This is a genomic window from Roseobacter sp. SK209-2-6 (genome assembly GCF_000169455.1).
Classification (GTDB): Bacteria; Pseudomonadota; Alphaproteobacteria; order Rhodobacterales; family Rhodobacteraceae; genus Pseudophaeobacter.
In genome coordinates, this window is sequence record NZ_AAYC01000019.1 from 26,076 (window position 1) to 45,916 (window position 19,841).

At 54.2% G+C, this 19,841-nt stretch carries 14 protein-coding genes and 1 pseudogene; 13 read left to right on the forward strand and 2 right to left on the reverse strand.

What is annotated here, in order from left to right; translation table 11 throughout:
* Window positions 1-2: 2 nt before the first annotated feature.
* Both RSK20926_RS20665 and RSK20926_RS20670 read right to left on the reverse strand, forming a co-directional pair.
* On the reverse strand, window positions 3-440 hold the full coding sequence (locus RSK20926_RS20665) for a hypothetical protein (RefSeq protein WP_050773144.1): 438 nt from the start codon (window positions 438-440) through the stop codon (window positions 3-5).
* An 85-nt stretch (window positions 441-525) separates the two neighbouring features.
* Window positions 526-1,371: a hypothetical protein gene (locus tag RSK20926_RS20670; RefSeq protein WP_008209764.1), complete on the reverse strand. Its 846-nt coding sequence runs from the start codon at window positions 1,369-1,371 to the stop codon at window positions 526-528.
* A gap of 176 nt (window positions 1,372-1,547) precedes the next feature.
* Between RSK20926_RS20670 and tssA the strand changes: the two genes are divergently transcribed.
* From tssA to RSK20926_RS20730, 13 genes and pseudogenes are all read left to right on the forward strand, one after another.
* Complete coding sequence (gene tssA, locus RSK20926_RS20675) at window positions 1,548-2,606, forward strand: type VI secretion system protein TssA (RefSeq protein ID WP_008209766.1); 1,059 nt, start codon at window positions 1,548-1,550, stop codon at window positions 2,604-2,606.
* Window positions 2,607-2,688: 82 nt separating this feature from the next.
* Window positions 2,689-3,207, forward strand: coding sequence for a type VI secretion system contractile sheath small subunit (gene tssB, locus RSK20926_RS20680; RefSeq protein ID WP_008209769.1), 519 nt, complete (start codon window positions 2,689-2,691; stop codon window positions 3,205-3,207).
* Window positions 3,208-3,218: 11 nt separating this feature from the next.
* Window positions 3,219-4,715: a type VI secretion system contractile sheath large subunit gene (tssC, locus tag RSK20926_RS20685; protein ID WP_008209771.1), complete on the forward strand. Its 1,497-nt coding sequence runs from the start codon at window positions 3,219-3,221 to the stop codon at window positions 4,713-4,715.
* Window positions 4,716-4,776: 61 nt separating this feature from the next.
* Window positions 4,777-5,280 (forward strand): Hcp family type VI secretion system effector, encoded by a 504-nt coding sequence (locus RSK20926_RS20690; RefSeq protein WP_008209772.1) that lies wholly within the window; start codon window positions 4,777-4,779, stop codon window positions 5,278-5,280.
* 77 nt (window positions 5,281-5,357) lie between these two features.
* On the forward strand, window positions 5,358-6,161 hold the full coding sequence (locus tag RSK20926_RS20695) for a type VI secretion system accessory protein TagJ (RefSeq protein WP_008209774.1): 804 nt from the start codon (window positions 5,358-5,360) through the stop codon (window positions 6,159-6,161).
* Window positions 6,154-6,651, forward strand: a complete 498-nt coding sequence (gene tssE, locus RSK20926_RS20700; RefSeq protein ID WP_037256148.1) for a type VI secretion system baseplate subunit TssE — start codon at window positions 6,154-6,156, stop codon at window positions 6,649-6,651. The genes RSK20926_RS20695 and tssE overlap by 8 nt, the downstream gene beginning before the upstream one ends.
* Before the next feature lies 1 nt (window position 6,652).
* Window positions 6,653-8,530: a type VI secretion system baseplate subunit TssF gene (tssF, locus tag RSK20926_RS20705; RefSeq protein WP_008209777.1), complete on the forward strand. Its 1,878-nt coding sequence runs from the start codon at window positions 6,653-6,655 to the stop codon at window positions 8,528-8,530.
* Window positions 8,494-9,531, forward strand: a complete 1,038-nt coding sequence (gene tssG, locus RSK20926_RS20710) for a type VI secretion system baseplate subunit TssG (RefSeq protein WP_037256132.1) — start codon at window positions 8,494-8,496, stop codon at window positions 9,529-9,531. The genes tssF and tssG overlap by 37 nt, the downstream gene beginning before the upstream one ends.
* A gap of 25 nt (window positions 9,532-9,556) precedes the next feature.
* Window positions 9,557-12,280 carry a type VI secretion system ATPase TssH gene (gene tssH / locus RSK20926_RS20715; protein ID WP_008209779.1) on the forward strand — a complete coding sequence of 908 codons (2,724 nt, stop codon included), beginning with the start codon at window positions 9,557-9,559 and terminating at the stop codon, window positions 12,278-12,280.
* A gap of 166 nt (window positions 12,281-12,446) precedes the next feature.
* A complete protein-coding gene (locus RSK20926_RS20720; RefSeq protein WP_037256151.1) occupies window positions 12,447-13,277 on the forward strand; it encodes an ion transporter in 831 nt (276 codons plus the stop codon).
* Window positions 13,270-13,743: pseudogene (tssB, locus tag RSK20926_RS23275) on the forward strand (type VI secretion system contractile sheath small subunit); the annotation flags it as partial. The gene RSK20926_RS20720 and the pseudogene tssB (RSK20926_RS23275), both read left to right, overlap by 8 nt.
* A 789-nt stretch (window positions 13,744-14,532) precedes the next feature.
* On the forward strand, window positions 14,533-17,664 hold the full coding sequence (locus tag RSK20926_RS23280; protein ID WP_442852532.1) for a type VI secretion system contractile sheath domain-containing protein: 3,132 nt from the start codon (window positions 14,533-14,535) through the stop codon (window positions 17,662-17,664).
* A gap of 63 nt (window positions 17,665-17,727) precedes the next feature.
* Window positions 17,728-19,839, forward strand: a complete 2,112-nt coding sequence (locus tag RSK20926_RS20730) for a type VI secretion system Vgr family protein (RefSeq protein ID WP_008209782.1) — start codon at window positions 17,728-17,730, stop codon at window positions 19,837-19,839.
* The last annotated feature ends 2 nt before the right edge of the window (window positions 19,840-19,841 follow it).

Here is a 19,841-nt window from a genome sequence, read left to right on the forward strand (position 1 = left end):
GCTTATTTCACCAACAGGACCGAGCTCCGCGACGAAAGCTCGAGGAGGGGGAAGCAATCTAGTTCGCTCTCGTTTTGCGGTCGACAAGAGGTCATATCATGCAGGAGAATTTCGGAGATATTGGTGCATGAGATTTCTGGGATTTCGAACAACTTCAATGTTGTGCGCTGCACCGGCAGGGGAGCTGCGTCCACAGACAACAGCCGATCTATGATCCCCTGCGCGTCAAGTACGGCCAATGACATCTCAAAGCCCTCGAAACTCTTTTGGGTCTTGTTCTTAAACAAGAAAAAAGCGCGACATCCTCCGCCCTCAATCTCTTCGGTCTTGTTGATCTCTACAGAAAGCTGACCCGCTTCAGCCAGTAGTTTCGCTGGTGCCAAAGCTAAAACCAGCAGCAGAACCGCAGCCCAGTTGATAGACCATTCCCATCGCTTCATTGCTGTCTCCCATTTATGGCCCACGAACGGCATGGGCATGATTTCCGGTGCGCTATCGTGGTGGGAAGCCCTTTTCGGGGACCTCTCACACGAGGGTGGCGAGCGCCTTTTCTATTTTGTCCATGGCATCGCGAGCGCCATTTAGATCTCGTTGCTTTAACAGCCGGGCTGCTACGTGGACGGCGCGTGTCAGCCGATCACGGGCAGGCCCCGGTGCGCGCGCGACATGAGCTTGCAATGCCTGGGCGCGTTTGACCTGCGCCCCTAGTGAGCGCTGATCGGATTCACGTTGCCCGCGTCGCATCGTTGCTGCCTCATCTTCGCGATCTTTGCCGAGAGCGGCGATTGCGCGTTCAATCACCAGTACCAGTGTTTCTGCTTCTTGCAGGCGGCCTTCGTTGATGTGGCGGATGGTGCGGGCCATCGCACGTTTGAGCTTCAATTCCAAAGGGCCAGGGGCCAATCCTATTCTTGATCCGATTCTCTTGAGGCGGCGTTTCAGCGGCAACACCGCCTTTGCATCGATGCCATGAGCCTCAATGTCGCGGGCATCCAAATTTTTACGAGATTTATCCGTATTTTCTGGCTTCAGGCTATCAAGGAGGTTGCCACCGTCATCATAGAACAACACGTTGACCTTGGGCTTGCCCGCTTTGAGAAACCGTTTCAGCTGCTGAAGCACTGCATTCGGCGCTTGTTCACAGATCATTTCCATCTGCTCGGAATCAGCCACATAGGTTCCCCAAGCCATAGGAGGTTTGCCTCCGGCTTGTTTTAGCGGGTTACGCAGTGTTTCAGGTTTCGCCCCTGGTTGGATCATCAGGAGCGGATCTTTCAACTGGTCCAGGCAAAAGCCGAAACTCATCCGTTTCTTGCTGCCCTCGCGCACCATTCCCTTGACTTCGTCACATTGAATACGGTCTGCACTCATGGCCACCACTCACAAAAAGACGTGAAAACAATTGACTTTAAGATGGCGATAAGGCTCACTTGACGTCAAGTTATTGTTTTTTGATCAGTGCGTAAGCCTTCGCTGCAAATACTTGAAACATGGGCAGAGTAGAAAGACAAATCGCACATGACCTGTTTTTTGGAGGGTCTTTAGGGATGGATCCGGCTGTTTTGCTGCAGTCAAAAAGTGAGGAAACGCCCAGCGGCGACAATCTCGAATATGATCCGGTTTTCACTGAAATGGAGCTGGCAGCCCAGCCTGGTGAAGAGACGGAAATAGGCGGTGAACGCATCGAAGCGACAGATCCGGACTACCAACTGGTAGAGGAAAAAGCGCTTGATGTTCTAGGTCGCAGCCATGATCTGAGAGCGGGCGTTTTCTTAGCGGATGCAGTTTTGCATACCGAAGGTCTGCAAGAATTTGCAGCAAGTACTATTGTTTTGCGTGGCTACCTTGAAGATTTCTGGGATAGCTGTCATCCGGAACTAGATGAGGATGATGGCGATCCGACCATGAGGATCAACGCTGTGCAGGATCTCTGTGGTCAGCCCGATGGAATGGGGGGGCCGTCTCCTGTTTTTCGGTCGCTTCGCCGGGCAGCTTTGACAGACAGTCGCGGGTTCGGCCGTTTCTCGTTGAGGGATATTGAAATCGCCGAAGGCTTGATCGCAGCGCCTGAAGATCTGGATGTGGTTCCTGATCAGGCAACGATTGGAGCGGCCTTTCAGGACAGCAGCAGTGAGGGCGTTGAGGCGCGTCTCGCAGCAGTCGAAAACGCTCTCGGGAATGTGAAAGCAATTTCTGCGGTGTTCGATGAGAAAACACCAGGGCAGGGGCCTGAGCTCGACCCGCTAATCAAGTTACTGCAGCAAGTCGCCAAGCGGATCCGGGATTATGGCAATCTTCAAGACGCTGCTGCGGAAGAGGTCGCAGAAGAGGCCCCAGATGGTGCAAACCAAGTAGGAGCTGCAGGGCCAGTATCTACGCCCATTGCCGCGGCACCTGGGGCGATCAACTCACCCACAGATGTATCCAATACCCTGGACCGGATCATTGCCTATTATCACAGGGAAGAACCGTCCAGCCCGCTCCCTCTGTTGTTGGAGAGAGCCAAGCGTTTGGTAGGGGCTGATTTCTTGACCATCGTAAATGACATGGCACCGCGTGGGTTGGAGAATGTCCAGCTGATCGGAGGGTTGGAAGAGGATGATTGAGATCGATTAGAGGAGCGTTCCTTGGTTGGGACGGACAACAGGGAACCCTCTTGTTTTGAATTTGTGAGTTAAGGAGAGCTAGATGGCCGGAAGTTCACAGAAGTTTATTGCCCGTAATCGGGCACCGCGCGTTCAGATCGAATATGATGTCGAACTATACGGCGCCGAGAAAAAGGTCCAACTCCCTTTTGTTATGGGTGTCATGGCTGACCTGACCGGGAAGTCCGAAGTCGAGCAGCCAGCGGTTGCGGATCGCAAATTCCTGGAAATTGATGTCGACAACTTTGACAAACGGATGAAGTCTATGGCGCCCCGCGCCGCCTTTACGGTCCCCAATACGCTCACCGGTGAAGGCAATATGGCTGTCGATATCACCTTCGAGAGCATGGATGATTTCAAGCCTGCTGCCATCGCTGCCAAGGTTGAACCTTTGCGCGAACTCTTGGAGGCGCGCAGTCAGCTCAGCAATCTGATGACCTACATGGATGGCAAGACTGGTGCAGAAGATTTGATTTCCAAGATCATGCAGGATCCCAGCTTGCTCAAGACATTGGCTGCACAGCCCAAACCCGGCGGTGATGCCGAAGGTGAAAGTGAATAAGGAGGTAGAACATGGCTGAAGAAGAACTGCAGACAGAAGCTGCCCCCGCTGAATCCGCATTTGGATCCGCTGAATTTGCCAATCTCTTGCACAAAGAGTTTCGTCCCAAATCGGATCAGGCCAAAACCGCAGTTGAGTCCGCGGTTAAGACGCTGGCTGAACAAGCCCTGGCCAATACCGGTTTGATCTCGGATGATGCTTTGCGTTCGATTGAGAGCATCGTTGCTGAAATCGACAAGAAATTGACAGAACAGGTCAATCTCATCCTCCACAACGAAGAGTTCAAGCAGCTGGAAAGCGCCTGGCGCGGCTTGCACTATCTGGTGAACAACACCGAAACCGATGAGATGCTCAAGATCCGGGTCATGCCGATCACCAAGAAGGAACTGGGCAAGACGCTCAAGAAATTCAAGGGAACGGCCTGGGATCAATCACCGATCTTCAAAAAGCTCTACACGGAAGAGTTTAGCCAACTGGGCGGTGAGCCCTATGGCTCTCTGGTTGCGGACTACCACTTTGACCATTCGCCACCAGATATCGAACTGCTGGGCGAAATGTCCAAGATTGCAGCGGCAGCACATGCGCCTCTGATTACAGGTGCAAAGCCCTCGCTGTTCCAGATGGACAGCTGGTCGGAACTGTCAAACCCGCGCGATCTGACCAAGATCTTTCAGACACCGGAATACGCCGCATGGCGGTCTCTTCGCGAGAGCGAAGATTCCAAATATGTCGGTCTGGCAATGCCAAGGTTCCTGGGCAGGCTACCCTATGGGTCAAAAACGGACCCGGTTGAAGAGTTCGCCTTTGAGGAAGACACCACCGGGACAGACCATGAGAAATATGCTTGGGTCAATGCGGCCTATGGCATGGCGACCAATATCACCCGGTCCTTCAAAATGTATGGTTGGTGTTCGCGGATCCGCGGTGTGGAGAGTGGCGGAACATTGGAAGAGTTGCCCTCGCATACTTTCCCCACCACCGATGGCGGCGTCGACCAGAAGTGCCCAACAGAGATTGCCATTGATGATCGCCGCGAAGCGGAACTGGCCAAGAACGGCATGATGCCTCTGCTCCATCGTAAGAACACCGATGTGGCGACCTTCATGGGGGCACAGTCTCTGCATAAGCCAACCGAATACGATGATCCGGATGCGACGGCCAATGCGAACCTTGGGGCGCGTTTGCCCTATCTCTTCGCCACCTGCCGATTTGCGCATTACCTGAAATGCATGGTGCGCGACAAAGTCGGGTCGTTCAAAAGCCGCCAGGACATGGAGTCTTGGTTGCAGGAGTGGATCAACAACTATGTTGATTTCAATGCAGATATCTCTTCGGAGAACGAGAAGGCGCGCAAACCTTTGGCTGCGGCAGAAGTTGTCGTGGAAGAGGTCGAGGGCAATCCAGGCTATTATAGCTCTAAATTTTTCCTGCGCCCGCATTACCAGCTAGAGGGACTTTCCGTCTCGTTGCGGTTGGTATCGAAACTGCCCTCGGAAAAGGGAGGCTAACCAACCACTCATCGGCCTCTGAAATTTAACGTCAACGAGTTAGAATTGAAAGGATAGCAAAATGGCTGCCAATATGTTCGTGGAAATCTCAGATATTGAGGGCGACGCCACAGAGCAAAACCACAAGAAATGGATTGTGATTCAATCGGCAAACTGGAACGTAGAACGTGCGGTCGAAATGACCGACCTGGGTTCGACACAGCGTATGCATGCGAATTCCAACTTTGGTAAGATTGAGCTGACCTCGCAGATGGGTAAAGCCTCAAACGAGCTGGCAAAATCCGTTGCCAACGGCACTGTGCGCCCGGAAATCATCATGCATTGGTGCCGCTCGGGTGATGCGCAGGCCGAAGGACTTTTGAACTACTCCGTGTGGAAAATGAAAGATGTCGTGATCGACAGCTATTCAATTTCCTCCAGTGAAGATGGGATTCCAGAGGAAACCTGGTCGCTGGCCTATGCTGCGATTGAGCACACCTATAAATCCACCAACCAGAAGACGGGTAAACTCGAGAACCCGGTTGTCTTCCAGTGGAATGTTCAGTCTGGCAAATTCGAGTACTAAATTGCTGTCGCCCCAGGCGCGTCCAAGCGCCTGGGGTTCTTTTGTCCTATTCAGTTTGACAAGGCGGGGTATTGCCCATGAGCCCAGAAGAGCATTTGCGATCCGGTAATCCGCAAGAGGCCCTAAAGGCCCTGCAAGAGCAGGTCCGTGCGGACCCCTCTAATGCCAAGTTGCGGATTTTCCTGTTCCAACTGCTTTGCGTTCTTGGGGATTGGAAACGGGCCGTGGCCCAACTGCGGCTTAGTGCGGAACTGGATGCATCGGCAACGGTCATGGCTCAGGCCTACCGTGAGGCTATTCTCTGTGAGGTTTACCGTGACAAGGTGTTTCGGGGCGAGAAAACACCGATGATCCTGGGTGAGCCACAAGCCTGGCTCGCGAAACTCATTGAATCAGTAAAGCTATTGGCTGAGGGCCATCAGGCGGAAGCAGCCGGTCTGCGCGATGAAGCCTATGAGGCGGCCCCCGCCATTGCCGGGGAAATTGACGGAACCCGTTTTGAATGGATTGCGGATGCTGATTCCCGTCTTGGCCCAGTTTTAGAAGTGATTTTGAATGGTCGGTATTTCTGGGTGCCTTTCGCCCAAATACAAAAATTGGAAATCGACGAGCCAAGCGATTTGCGGGATCTGGTCTGGATGGCGGGCACTTTGACACTCGCGAATGAAGGGGCTTTGCCGGTCTTTATCCCAACACGCTATCCCGGCAGCGCAGCTGCAGGAGATGCCGCTCTCATGGCGCGAGCAACCGATTGGAAAGACGCGGGCGGAGGTGCCTATATCGGGTTTGGCCAGAGGCTATTGACCATAGGTGAGCAGGATTTTGCCCTCATGGACATCCGGCAGCTGCAGCTGGGGGATGCAGGCCAAGCCGATGGCTGACAAGATGCTGGCGGAACGTTTGCAGCCCTCCCTTTTGGACCGGCTGACGGACAATGATCCGGGCAATCGTAAAGAAAGCCGGGAAAGCCGCGTCATCGACCTAAACCGTCTACGAGAGATCATTCAGCGTGATCTGTCCTGGTTGTTGAATACGCAAAATGCGGGCCGCGAAATTGATGCCGAGTTCTATCCTTCCGCTGCAGATTCCGTCCTGAATTATGGGCTTGCGGAAGTCAGTGGGGAGTATTCAACCACAGAAAAGGCAGAAAAAATCCGTCGGTCGATTGAACGGGCAATCTCCCATTTTGAACCTCGTATTGTCGAAGGAACCGTAGACGTCCAACTGGTTGGCGAGATCGAAGCAACGGGTATGACCGTCGGTTTGGAAATTCGCGCAGACATGTGGGCCCAGCCTTTGCCATTGGAACTTTATCTTCGCAGTAAGGTGGATGTAACCACCGGTGAAGTTCAAGTCGAGAGGGCGCGCTAATATGGATACTCGTCTTCTTGGCCATTATGAGAACGAGCTAAATTATCTGCGGGATATGGGTGCGGAGTTTGCGGCGGCTTATCCCAAAATCGCTTCGCGTCTTGGGATGGAGGGAGTTGAGGTTCTCGACCCCTATGTCGAACGTCTGCTTGAAGGTGTGGCCTTCCTCTCAGCTCGGGTACAGTTAGAACTGGAGCTGCAATATCCGAATTTTACCTCCAACCTGTTGGAGATCATCTACCCACATTACCTTGCGCCGACGCCATCGATGATGATTGCGAATTTTGACCCGGACCCCAGTAACTCAGCGGTCAAAAGCGGCTACCTCATGCCAAGAGGGTCCATCCTGCGTTCCAGGCTGAAAGAGGGGGAGCAAACACCATGTGAGTTTCGCACCGCGGCTGACGTTACCCTCTGGCCGCTAGAGGTTACGGAAGCGCAGTATATCGATGGGCGTGGTGACCTGGTCGCAGCAGGGGTCGCGGCAGGGTACGATGCCAAAGCCGGGATTAGATTGCGCCTGAAGCGACGGGATGGGGAAAAGCTGCGCGATCTCAAACTCGACCGGTTGCTGTTCTATCTGGGCAATGCCGCTGGGAACAGTTGGCCTTTGCTAGAGCTGCTGTGCACCCAGGTACAGGGTATTGTCGCGCGCTCAACAGATCGGCGGGCTGATTGGCAGCTCCCCTTGCCGGATGGTGCGGTCGTGCAAAAGGGATTTGGCCGCGACGAAGCTCTTCTGCCGGTCCCGGCCAGGGTTTTTGATGGATACCGCCTGTTGCAGGAGTTCTTTGCCATGCCAGAGCGGTTCCGCTTTGTGGAGCTGCAGGGACTGGCACCAGCCTTTGAAAAAGCAGATGGTGCGGAGGTCGACCTTTATATTCCACTTCGCGAAGGCATGCGAGACATCGCGCCAGTTGTGGCGCCCGAGGTTTTCCAACTAAACACAATTCCGGCGGTGAATCTCTTTGAGAAACGCTGCGACCGGGTTCGGTTGCGGACCCAGGATACTGAGCATCACGTGGTTGCCAATCGGACCGCTGGTCTGGACTTTGAGATCTACGCCCTCTCCAGTGTTGTAGGTATTAGCGGTGAAGGTAAGGACGATGTGATCTTTCGTCCATTCTACTCCGAAGATGATTTCACTGCCGCAGGTGAGACCCATCCGGCCTACTACACGATAAAGAGGCGAATGAGAGAGCGTTCTGAGAAGGAGCGTTTGAGGGGCGTGCGTTCCTCCTACTTGGGATCAGAGACCTATCTGACCTTGGTCGACAGATCTCAGGCGCCCTATCCGGCTGGATTAGAGCAACTCGCGGTCAATGCACTGTGCACCAACCGTGACCTCCCTCTCTTGCTTGCGACAGGGGATGAAGGCGTATTCCATTTGCCCGAAGGTGGACCCGTCAAAAACATCCGCTTGCCGGTTTCTCCAACACGGCCCCAACCATCACTGGGGCAGGGGGATACAGCCTGGCGGCTGATTTCACACCTGAGTCTAAACTATGTTTCTATCGCAGATAGCGGCAAGGGAAATGCTGCGGCAGCATTGCGGGAACTTGTGGGTCTTTATGCGCCCTTAGGCAATCGGGTTACTGAAAAGCAACTCGAAGGAATTGTTTCCGTTTCGAGCCGTCCCATCGTGCGGCGGATGAGCGATGAGATCCTTTCGACCGCGGTACGCGGCATGGAGATCTCGATCGGCTTTGACGAGAGCTATTTTGAAGGCAGCAATATCTATGCGCTCGGCGCTGTGCTGGAGCGTTTCTTTCATGGTTATGCCAATATCAACTCATTCACTGAAACAGTGCTAAAAACCGAAAAACGGGGGGAAATCGCCAGATGGCGTCCGCAGAAGGGCCTGGGCCGCATCATATGAGCCTCTTTGACCAGTTGGTCGATGCCCCTGAGAAGCACCATGTTTTTCAGGCCCTTCGGATATTGGAAGCACATTTTGATGAGGCGCCGCGTCTCGGCGAAAGCCGCCGTCCACGAGAAGACGCTCTGCGTTTGGGGCAGGAGGCAGAGCTTGCTTTCCCTCCTTCAACAATTGCGGATTTCAAACCCGCATCGGCCGCAGGTCCGGCCCGGCTGACCAATCGGTTCTTTGGCCTGTTCGGACCACAGGGGCCTTTGCCCTTACATCTGACAGGCTACGCACGGGATCGGCAGCGCAATCACCGAGATTCCACCATGGTGGGTTTTGCAGATATGCTGACGCATCGCATGATGTCCCTGCTTTACCGCGCTTGGACCCAGGGGGCGCCGGCGGTCAGCTTTGATCGCGATGATGATCCAATTGCTGATCGAGTTGCCGCGATAGCAGGGTATCATGGTGTGGGACTTCAGGACCGTGATGCGATGCCGGATCTGGCAAAGCTGCACTACGCGGGTTTCATGGGGCAGGGGACCAAAACACCAGAAGGGTTGGTTTCCATTCTTTCTGATTTCCTCAAGGTGCCAGTGCAGCTGGAAGAGTTTGTTGGCAGTTGGCTGCAGCTAGAGCCTGATGATCGCTGGCAGTTGGGTGCCGGGGTAGGAGGGCTTGGTCAAAGCACCAGTATTGGTGAAAAGGTCTGGAGCCGCTCGGCAAAATTCCGACTGAAGATTGGACCTCTCTCTCTGACGGACTATGAACGTCTCTTGCCAGGAGGGACGGCGCTGGAGAGGTTGCGCGCCATCGTGCGGAGCTATGTTGGTGATTTTCTGGATTGGGATGTGAACCTTGTTCTGGCGGGCGATGCAGTGCCGCGTGCCAGCCTGGGAGGAACGACAAGGTTAGGCCATACAAGCTGGGTCCGATCGCGCCCGGACCCGGATGCAGATCAACCAGATGCAGAAGACCTTTTTTTGTACCCGGGCAGCATGCCGGGAAATTGAGATAGAGTTTAGGGAGTAAGGCGATATGACTGAGATCAGCCGCGTGGCATTGTTTGGTAAGCTCAACAAATTGGGATACCAGGCGGTAGAGAGCGCCACCGTCTTCTGCAAGATGCGAGGCAACCCCTATGTGGAGTTGGTGCACTGGATGCATCAACTACTGGCCCAGCAAGACAGCGATCTTCATCGCATAATTCAGCACTATGATTTGGACGCCGGCAAGATCGCAACAGAGATGACCCGGTCGCTGGACATGTTGCCTCGGGGCGCCTCCGCGATATCCGATCTGTCGGATCATCTGATGGATGCGATGGAGCGGGGCTGGGTCTGGGGATCTTTGCTCTATTCGGCGTCTCAGGTCCGCAGCGGGTACCTCCTCTTGGGTATCCTCAAAACGCCTGCGCTTAGAAATGTGCTGTCAAATATGTCTCCGGAAATTGCCCGGATCGGCGCGGATGATCTGGCTGACAATTTTGCAAGCGCCACCGATGGTTCGCCCGAAGCAGGTATGAAAGCTCAAGATGGTTCTGACGTAACCGGTGGGGGAGCAGAGCCAGGTGAGGCTTCCTCAGCGATGTCGCCTGGTGCCATGGGGCAGGGCGAAGCCCTGGAGCAGTTCTGTACCGATTTAACAGAACAGGCGCGCAATGGTGACATTGATCCCATTGTCGGACGGGATCAGGAAATTCGGCAGATTGTCGATATTCTGATGCGGCGACGGCAGAACAACCCAATCCTTACTGGGGAGGCGGGGGTTGGTAAGACAGCCGTGGTCGAAGGCTTTGCCCTGCGCATTGCGCGTGGGGATGTGCCACCGGCCTTGCAAGATGTTCGCTTGTTGGTTCTGGACGTGGGCCTGTTGCAAGCTGGGGCCTCTATGAAAGGTGAATTCGAAAACCGCTTGCGCCAGGTGATCGACGAAGTGCAAGCAAGCGATGTACCAATCGTTATGTTCGTTGATGAGACTCATACGCTGGTTGGCGCGGGTGGCGCTGCAGGTACCGGAGATGCGGCCAATCTGTTGAAACCGGCACTGGCCCGTGGAACTTTGCGAACGATTGGGGCAACAACCTGGGCGGAATACAAAAAGTATATTGAGAAAGACCCAGCTCTCACCCGCCGGTTCCAGGTTGTGAAAGTGGATGAGCCTGACATTCCTAAGGCCGTTTTGATGATGCGTGGCATTGCTTCGATGTTGGAAGGGCACCACAGGGTTCAGGTTCTGGATGAGGGGATCGAGGCGGCGGTAGGCCTTTCCGCACGCTACATTCCTGCGCGGCAATTGCCGGATAAATCTGTCAGCTTGCTCGACACCGCCTGCGCGCGTGTTGCGGTTAGCCAACATGCTGTCCCTGCTGAGGTCGATGATAGCCAGCGCCGAATTGAGGCTCTGACAACAGAGTTGGAGATTATCGGGCGAGATGAAACCGCAGGTTATGAAGTTTCGGAACGTCGGGAAACCGTAACCAAAGAAATGGCTGCAGAAGAAGAACGTTTGGCAGAATTGACGGAACGTTGGGATCAGGAAAAGGCGGTTGTGCAGGAAATTCTCGACCTGCGCGCCAAACTCCGAGAGGGGGCCGCGCCCGTGGAAGATGAGCCCGAAACTGGGGAAGAGGGTTCGCAGGGCGCCAATAATAGCCCGCTTTCCGAAGATCAGCGGGCTGAGTTGATGCAGGCGCTAAAGGACAAGAACGCAGAGTTGGAGAGGTTGCAGGGCGATAGCGCCCTGATCTTGCCCATTGTCGACCACCAAGCCGTGGCAAGCGTTGTTGGAGATTGGACGGGAATTCCCGTTGGTCGAATGGTCAAGGATGAGCTGGAGACCATTCTCAACCTTGAAGAACACTTGGCGAAACGGGTCATTGGCCAGGATCATGCCATGGCCATGATCTCAAAACGGATCCAGACCAGCCGCGCCGGTCTAGACAATCCTAACAAGCCCATCGGGGTCTTTATGCTGGCGGGTACCTCAGGTGTGGGTAAAACCGAAACAGCGCTGGCCCTTGCAGAGGTGCTTTATGGTGGGGAACAGAATGTCATCACCATCAATATGTCCGAATACCAAGAGGCCCATACGGTCAGCTCTCTAAAAGGCGCCCCTCCGGGCTATGTCGGCTATGGTGAAGGTGGGGTGCTCACTGAAGCGGTTCGGCGCAAACCCTATTCCGTGGTGCTGCTGGATGAGGTCGAAAAGGCCCATCCGGATGTGCACGAGATCTTCTTCCAGGTTTTTGACAAAGGTGTCATGGAAGATGGCGAGGGCCGGGTTATCGACTTCAAGAACACCTTGATCCTGCTGACGACCAACGCGGGTTCGGACATGGTGATGGATATGTGTTCAGATCCGGACCTCTTGCCAGACCCCGAAGGTCTGGCCAAGGCGCTCCGCGAACCGCTCCTAAAGGTCTTCCCTCCCGCGTTGTTGGGTCGCATGGTGACCATCCCCTATTATCCGCTCAGCCCGGATATGATTGCAGAGATCACCAAACTACAGCTGGGCCGTATTCAAAAACGGGTCCAAGAAGCCCATGGCGTGCCCTTCACTTATTCGGATGCAGTGGTCGACAAGATTGTTGAACGTTGTCAGGAACTGGAAAGCGGGGGCCGCATGATTGATGCAATCGTTACCAATACCATGCTTCCGGACATCTCCAATGAATTCCTACGCCGTTTGATGGAAGGCAATGAAGTGACGAAAGTTGCCATTGATATCAAGGACGGAGATTTCACCTACGCCTTTGACTAAGGTCCCTGACCCCTGAGGTTGGTGGAAACCAGATTTCGCTAAGGGGCAAGGGTTGGATCCTGATCCTTGATAAGCACAATAGCACAGGTCAGGCCGCTCTTCTGGCCTGGCAAAATTGAAACAGACCAGTTGGAGTGAGCCCTTGGATAGCACCGGACAAGGCAAGATGACGCTTCAGGATCGTGCCCGGGAGTTTATCGAACGCCCGGCAGTCACGAATGCGATCCTGGGGATCATCATTTTCAACGCCATCACTCTTGGTCTTAGTACATCCGATTTTGTGACTGATCGAATTGGCGGGCTCCTTGCGGTCATCGACAAGCTGGTTTTGGCAATTTTTGTCTCTGAACTTGCCGTAAAGCTCTTTGCCTATGGGCTGCGCTTCTTTTCTTCCGCCTGGAACATCTTTGACCTCGCAGTTGTGAGTGTTGGTTTGTTGCCAGATCGACAGGGTCTTTCTGCGTTGCGCGGTCTTCGGGTTATCCGGGCGCTGCGCTTGCTTTCAGTCATCCCGCAGATGCGGGCTGTGGTACAGGCCTTGCTTGATGCGCTTCCAGGAATGGGCGCGGTCATTGTCATGATCTCTATCGTCTTCTACGTTTTCGGGGTCATGGCAACATTGATGTACGGCAGCGCCTTTGACGTCTGGTTTGGAACCCTGGGTCGTTCGCTCTATTCCCTGTTCCAGATCATGACCCTAGAGAGTTGGTCGATGGGGATCGTGAGACCGGTGATGGAAGAGTATCCCATGGCATGGGCCTTTTTCGTACCTTTCATCGTCATTACCGCTTTTTCGGTTCTCAACCTCTTTATCGGCCTTTTGGTCAATACCATGCAATCTGCTGTGGAAGCAGAGGCTGAGGCGGAATTTGAGCAATTGCGAGAGCTGGTTCGCAAGGAAACCGATGTTGTCGATGCCCATGTGCTGGAATTGCATGAAGAGCTCAAAGCCCTTCGCAAGGAAGTCGCCTCTCTGAAAGGAGAAGGAAATGGCTGATAGCTCTCAGAAGTTCATTTCGCGCAATCGCGCGCCGCGGGTTCAGATTGAATATGACGTGGAGCTTTATGGCGCTGAAAAGAAGGTGCAGCTCCCGTTTGTCATGGGGGTGATGAGCGATCTTTTGGGAAAGAGCAAAGAAACTCAGCCCGCGGTTGCGGATCGTAAATTCCTGGAAATCGATGTCGATAATTTTGACAAACGAATGAAATCGATGGCCCCACGGGCCGCTTTCACCGTGCCCAATACGCTGACAGGTGAAGGCAGCCTTGCCGTGGACCTTACTTTTGAAAGCATGAAGGATTTCTCCCCCGGCGCAATAGCACACAATGTAGAAGCCCTGCGCCCCCTGCTCGAAGCGCGCAACCAGCTCCAGACCTTGATGGCCTATATGGATGGTAAGTCGGGGGCTGAAGAACTGATCGAGAAGATACTCCAATCTCCTGCGCTTCTGGCCTCTCTCTCGCAGGGAGAAAACGGCCAGAGTGAGGAAGCCGCGCTGGCACTGGAGAGCTTGCGGGGGCAGGCGTTGTCAGACGAGGATCAAGATCACAGTGAAGCAGTCCTTGGGCAGTTGCGAAAGCAAGCACCCGTGGAAGAGGTTCATGAAGACAGTGCGGCAGCAACACTGGATGCGCTGCGTCAAGTCCCGGTACCACCGCCAGAGGCAGCGGATACCAGTGCCGAAATTCTTTCTGAGCTGAGTGAAGCCGCAGTAGAGGTGAGACGCGAAGAAGATGATAGCGTGGAGGTGGCCCTTTCTTCCTTGGAGGTTGCTGACGAAGAGGCGCTTGAGTTTGATGCCACTTCGGAGGTTCTGAATTCACTACAAGCAAACGAACCAGAGCCTGTGGCCACCAAGGAGAGTACTTCTGACGTTCTTGCCGAGCTTGCGACACAGGGAGAGGAGCAGAACCTACCAAGTTCAGACCGATCCGAGCTCGAAGCGGTCTTGGGTGATTTGGCGGAGACAGATCTCCCATCGCTAGAGGAAATAGATCAGAGTGCCGAAGTACTTTCGGGCCTTGCAGCGACCGCTGAGGACATTGTCGAAAGTGAACCTGGAGAAGAACTGGCTGAGGTGCTTTCAAGCTTGCCGGAGATCGAGCCGGATACAGCCAACCAGGATGTCGCCACCGACGCCGTTTTGAGTGGCTTAGAAACTACCGAAATAGCCTCCCCCGAGAGTGAGGATGACGAGGATCTCGAAGCAGTGCTTTCAACTGTGCCCGCTGCAGACGAAGCGTCCTTGGAAGTGGAGACTACTGATGTTCTGGCGGCACTCGGTGAGACTGAGATAGAGGAAGAAACCGTTGAGGAAGGCCTGGATAGTATCCTGGCAGGGTTTGAGGCTGCCGAGGAAGAGTTCCCGGCAGAACCCCAGATAGAGGCGGTGCTTTCATCGTTACCTTTGGGCGACCCTACCCCTGAAGCGGTCGCATCTTCAAATGAGATTGATGCAGCGCTGAATGAGCTTGCGCTGGGGGCAGATGACCTTGGGCCGGACAAATCAGAGGAAGAGAGTGCCAGAATTTTGGCGGATCTCGAGATGGAGACACAGGCCCCCAATGCCGACCCAATAGGGGAGTTGGATCAGGTTCTGGAAAACCTTGGAGAAGAAGCACCCGCTGCGCAGGAAATCGATGTTGAGGCGGCGTTTGATGATATTCTATCAGACTTGGCAGAGGTGCCAGATGACCAGGACGCGGACGACAGTCTTGACGACATCCTAGATGATCTGGGAGCTATTGGTGACGCTGATGAGGAGCCCGCGGACGCGGCGCTGGATGACATCTTAGCGGGGCTTGATGCAGGGAGTGTCGAGGAGTCGGAAGCTACAGAGCAGGATAGCGCGGAGGCGATCCTTGCCGGACTGGAGAGCCAGGAAGCACCGCCATCCGAAGAGGGCGGTTTAGGGGATGCCCTGAATGAGCTTTCGGAAAAAGAAACACCCGAGCGGGAAAGCTCTGAAGATCTGGAACTCGCGGATCTATTAGGCGACCTGGCAGGTGATGCAGAGGAGGCGGGGAGCCTAGAAGCCGCCTCAGATGATCTCGACGACATACTGGCCGACCTTGGAGACAGTGCTGCAAGTGTCGAGGAAGATGCCACCGCTGGTGAAGCCAAAGAAAACCTTGAGGATGTGCTTGCTGCACTGGAAGGATCAGCTGAGCCCCTGGAGCAGGAGGACGGGCTGAGTGATATTCTGAACGATCTTTCCGAAGGCGAGAACAAAGTGGATGAGTTGTTCGAGGAAGACCCGGAGCTGTCTGACTTGTTGGGGGATCTAACAGCGGCAGTAGAGACAGAAAGTGCCACCGATGACACCCTCGGAGAATTGGATGACATCTTGTCGAGCCTTGGCGATGAGGAAGCTGGCCCAAATTCGGACGGAGTTGTAGGCGAGGCCACGGCAGAAGAACCAATAGCCGCCGTTGCAGATGACGAGCATGATGAACTTGATGCCTTGCTGAGCGATTTGGAGGCTGGCGAGTCCGCTGATGATGATCTTAGTTCGCTTCTCGGCAAGACCGATGTGACTGAGGGGGCCAGTGACCTCGATAATCTCCTTGCAGATCTGGGAATTGACGAAACGGGTGCATCAGCTTCGGATGCCGTGGACGAGACTGGGCCATCGTTAGAAACTGAGTTTGCCTATGGAACAATCAGTGCTGACCGGCCTGAACCGCAAAAGCTGATACGTAAACGATTCCGGATTGCTCTGCTGGGGGATTTCTCTGGGCGGGCTGCAAGGGGCCTAGTGGAGGCCGGGGGCGAACTGGCGACCCGCCCAGAAATTCAACTGGACCCGGACACTGTCGAGGAGGTGATTGAAGGGTTCAAAACCGAATTACGCCTACCCATCGGGAAGGAGGGCGCAGCGATCAGTGTCAAGCTTGGGGAGCTGGATGACCTGCACCCGGATGAGCTGTTTGACAATGTTGATCTGTTCTCGGAGCTGGTTGCATTGCGTCGGCAATTGGATAGCGGTGTCACGGTTGAGCATGCAACGCGGACACTGCGGTCTTGGGCAGAGGCTCACGCGACGCCAGCTCGCGCGCCAAAGCTGCGGTCAGCTGGCAATTCGGTGCCCGCTGATCGACGTTTAAGTGATTTTCAGCATTTGATCGGGGACCAGACAAACGCCTTGGGCGAGGTCTCCCCGGTGGAAGAAATGCTGGCTCGTATCGTGGGACCACATATCCGGGCCTTACCGGATCCGAACTTAACATCACTGCAGGCGGCGGTAGACGAAGCTCTAAGTGATGCGATGCGCCTCGTGCTGCACCATCCAGAGTTCCAATCCGTTGAGGCGCAGTGGCGCTCGCTAGATTTGATTGCGCGTTCTGTTGAGGTTGGAGATGATCTTGAGGTAATCCTCTATGATGTCTCTGCCGAAGAAATAGCGGTTGATCTGGCCAGTCAGGATGATCTGGCGGAAACGGGCCTTGTTAGACTTTTGACGGAAAAACCTTTGGATCCGGATCTTGGGCGTGGGGGCTATTCCGCGATCATTGGGCTATTTAATTTTGAAGAAACGCCTCCGCATGCGGAGCTCTTGGGTCGAATTGCGCGCGTTGCTGCCCATGTGGATGCGCCTTTCTTTGCCTCTATCTCGCCTGGCTTCCTGGATCTGCCAAAGCAGGACAGACCCATATTGACTGCCAAGGCCTGGGATACGCTGAAATCGATGCCTGAAGCGGGGCATCTTGGGCTGGCCAGTCCAAGGTTCTTGTTGCGCCGCCCATATGGTTCAAAAACGGACCCGATTGATGCCTTCAAGTTTGAAGAGTTTTCAGAGACAGAAGGGTTGCGGGGCATGCTTTGGGCGAACCCGGTTGTCCTGTTGACGATCCTTTTGGCACAGTCCTTCCGACAGAATGGAGACTCCTTGCAGTTGGGCTCCATAATGTCCCTGGGCGGTATGCCCTATCACTATGTGACGGATCGGCATGGGGATCAGGTGGCCTTGCCTTGTACTGAGCGGAACATTGATCTGGATAAGATTGCCGCAGCCAATGACCGGGGCTTCATGGCCATAAGCGCGGTCAAAGGCCGGGATGAATTGCGGCTCACCTCCTTTCAATCGGTTGCAGGTGGTGAGATCCTGGGTCCCTGGACAGGTGTGCCTGCGCCGGAACCATCTCCACCGGACCCCAGAGAGGCATCAGGACCGGCATCGATGAAGGCCAGTGATGACATTGTAGGAGATCAGGAGTCCGATGAGTTTGATCTTGGGGATCTGGAGTTGGATGGAAAAGACGCGGAAACGAATGAACTTGGAGACTTGGATGATTTGCTGGCGAGTTTCGAAGATGACAGCGATGATGCGGCAGAAGATGGCGATATGGATGCAGAACTCGCTGCTCTGCTGAGTGATTTGTAATGGGACGATTTGAAGTGGAACGGGTGTATTTCTGCCCGGCCCCTTTCGAGGAAAGGAGGAACCATGGTTGAGAGCAAAGCACATGACAGTGATATGGTCTGGATGTCCGGAAGTTATTCTGTACGGGACCTTTTGCTAAAACGCGCCATTGTGCGTGAAGGGCTAAGTAAGTTGACCGAGACAACTATCGAGTTTCAGTCAAAGAACAAGGCCGTGAAACTAGAGGATCTGGTAGGCCAAACAATGTGCCTTCATGTCCAGACTGAAGATGAGGAGGATCAAAAATACTCTGGTCTTTGTATTTCTGTTGAAAATATCGGGTTTCGCGATGGCTATGGGCAATATGTGGCTGAGGTCCGCCCTTGGTTTTGGTTGCTGACCAGAACCCAGGACAGTCGCGTTTTTCAAGAGATGTCGACCGTAGAGATCATTGAACAGATCTTTGGCGAATATGGTTTCAGTGATTTCAGCAACAAGCTGAGCGAGAGTTACGACCCACGCGAGTATTGCTTACAATACCGCGAGACGGATTTTGATTTCCTCTGCCGCCTGATGGAAGAGGAGGGGATCTATTATTACTTTGACAGCGCCAATGACAAAAATTCACCGGAGAAACTGACCCTTTGTGATGGCATCAGTGGGCACTCTCCGATCCTGGGCGAAGCCTCGCGGGAGTTTCATGCGCGAGATGACAGTGACCGGCGTCGCGAAGATCACGTTGCGGAATGGGCCCGAGAAGAAATTCTGACCCGTGGCAAGATGACCTTGAATGATTTCGACTTTTTGTCTCCGGCAGCGGACCTGAAGGCGAGCAACAAGATCGAAAAAGGAAAGCACAGCCACAAGAGCCACGAGGTTTATGACTATCAGGGCCACTATCGCAAAGACACTGGACTGGGTGATAAGCGTGCCCGGGTCCGCATGGAGGCAGAGGCGATCCGGCACAAACGATGGCGAGGAGCCGCGAGTGTTCGAACCATGGGCACGGGTTTTACTTTTAAGCTGACCAATCACCCCGACAAAGAAGCAAACGCGGAGTATCTGGTTACGGATGCGATCCACTATCTGCAGGTCGCCGGAGATTACAACGAGCGCGAAAAGCGTAAAACCGATGCGGCCGAGGATGGAGAAATGCGCCATGATGTTAAGGTTCGCAATATGGATTTCCCGGAGGAGATTCAGAACGACGCCTATGCGATTGTCTTTGGCGCTATTGAAAAACAAGAGCAGTATCGAGCACCTCTTGAGACGCAGTGGCCGGAGGTTCAGGGATTACAGACGGCCACAGTGGTGGGCGCCTCGGGGGAGGAGATCTGGACCGACGAACATGGGCGGATCAAAATCCAGTTCCATTGGGATCGCGAAGGCAAGAAGGATGAGAACTCCTCTTGCTTTGTGCGGGTCGTAACGCCCTGGTCAGGGAATGGCTGGGGTATGGTGGCGGTGCCGCGTATGGGGCAGGAGGTGGTCATTCAGTTTGAAGATGGCAATCCTGATCGTCCCATTTGTACAGGCATGCTTTACAATGCTGATACTATGCCGCCTTATCAGTATCCCGATGACCAGACTCAGCTTGGCATCAAAACCAACTCTTCGCTTGGAGGCGGTGGTTACAATGAGCTGATGTTTGACGACAAAAAAGGCGAAGAACTGATGCGTGTCCAGGCGGAAAAGGACCATCAGATGTTGATCAAGGACCGTTCAGCCGTAACCATCGGGCTGGACGCACCAGAGCCTGATGCGCCAGGAACAGATGAGAAAAGCTATGCGCTTACCGTAAAACAGCATATGGATGAGGTGGTGAAAAGCGGTAACCGAACCGAAGTGGTGGAAACGGGTGATAAGGCAGAGACCATCCAAACGGGGAATATGACCCTGGATGTTGATACCGGAAATCTGACCGAAACCATCGCCAAAGGGAACCACGAGGAGACGGTCAGCCTTGGGAATTTGACGGTCGATGTGACCGCAGGCAAGGTGAAGATGACTGCCGGCCAAGAGATATTGCTCCAGGTGGGACCTTCCTCTGTAAAGATCGATAATTCGGGTGTGACCATTAAGGGTCCAATGATTAAGATCGAAGGATCCGGAATGGTTGAAGCCAAGGCTCCGATGACGACCGTGAAGGGGGATGCGATGCTGACCCTGAAGGGCGGCCTGACGATGATTAACTAGGT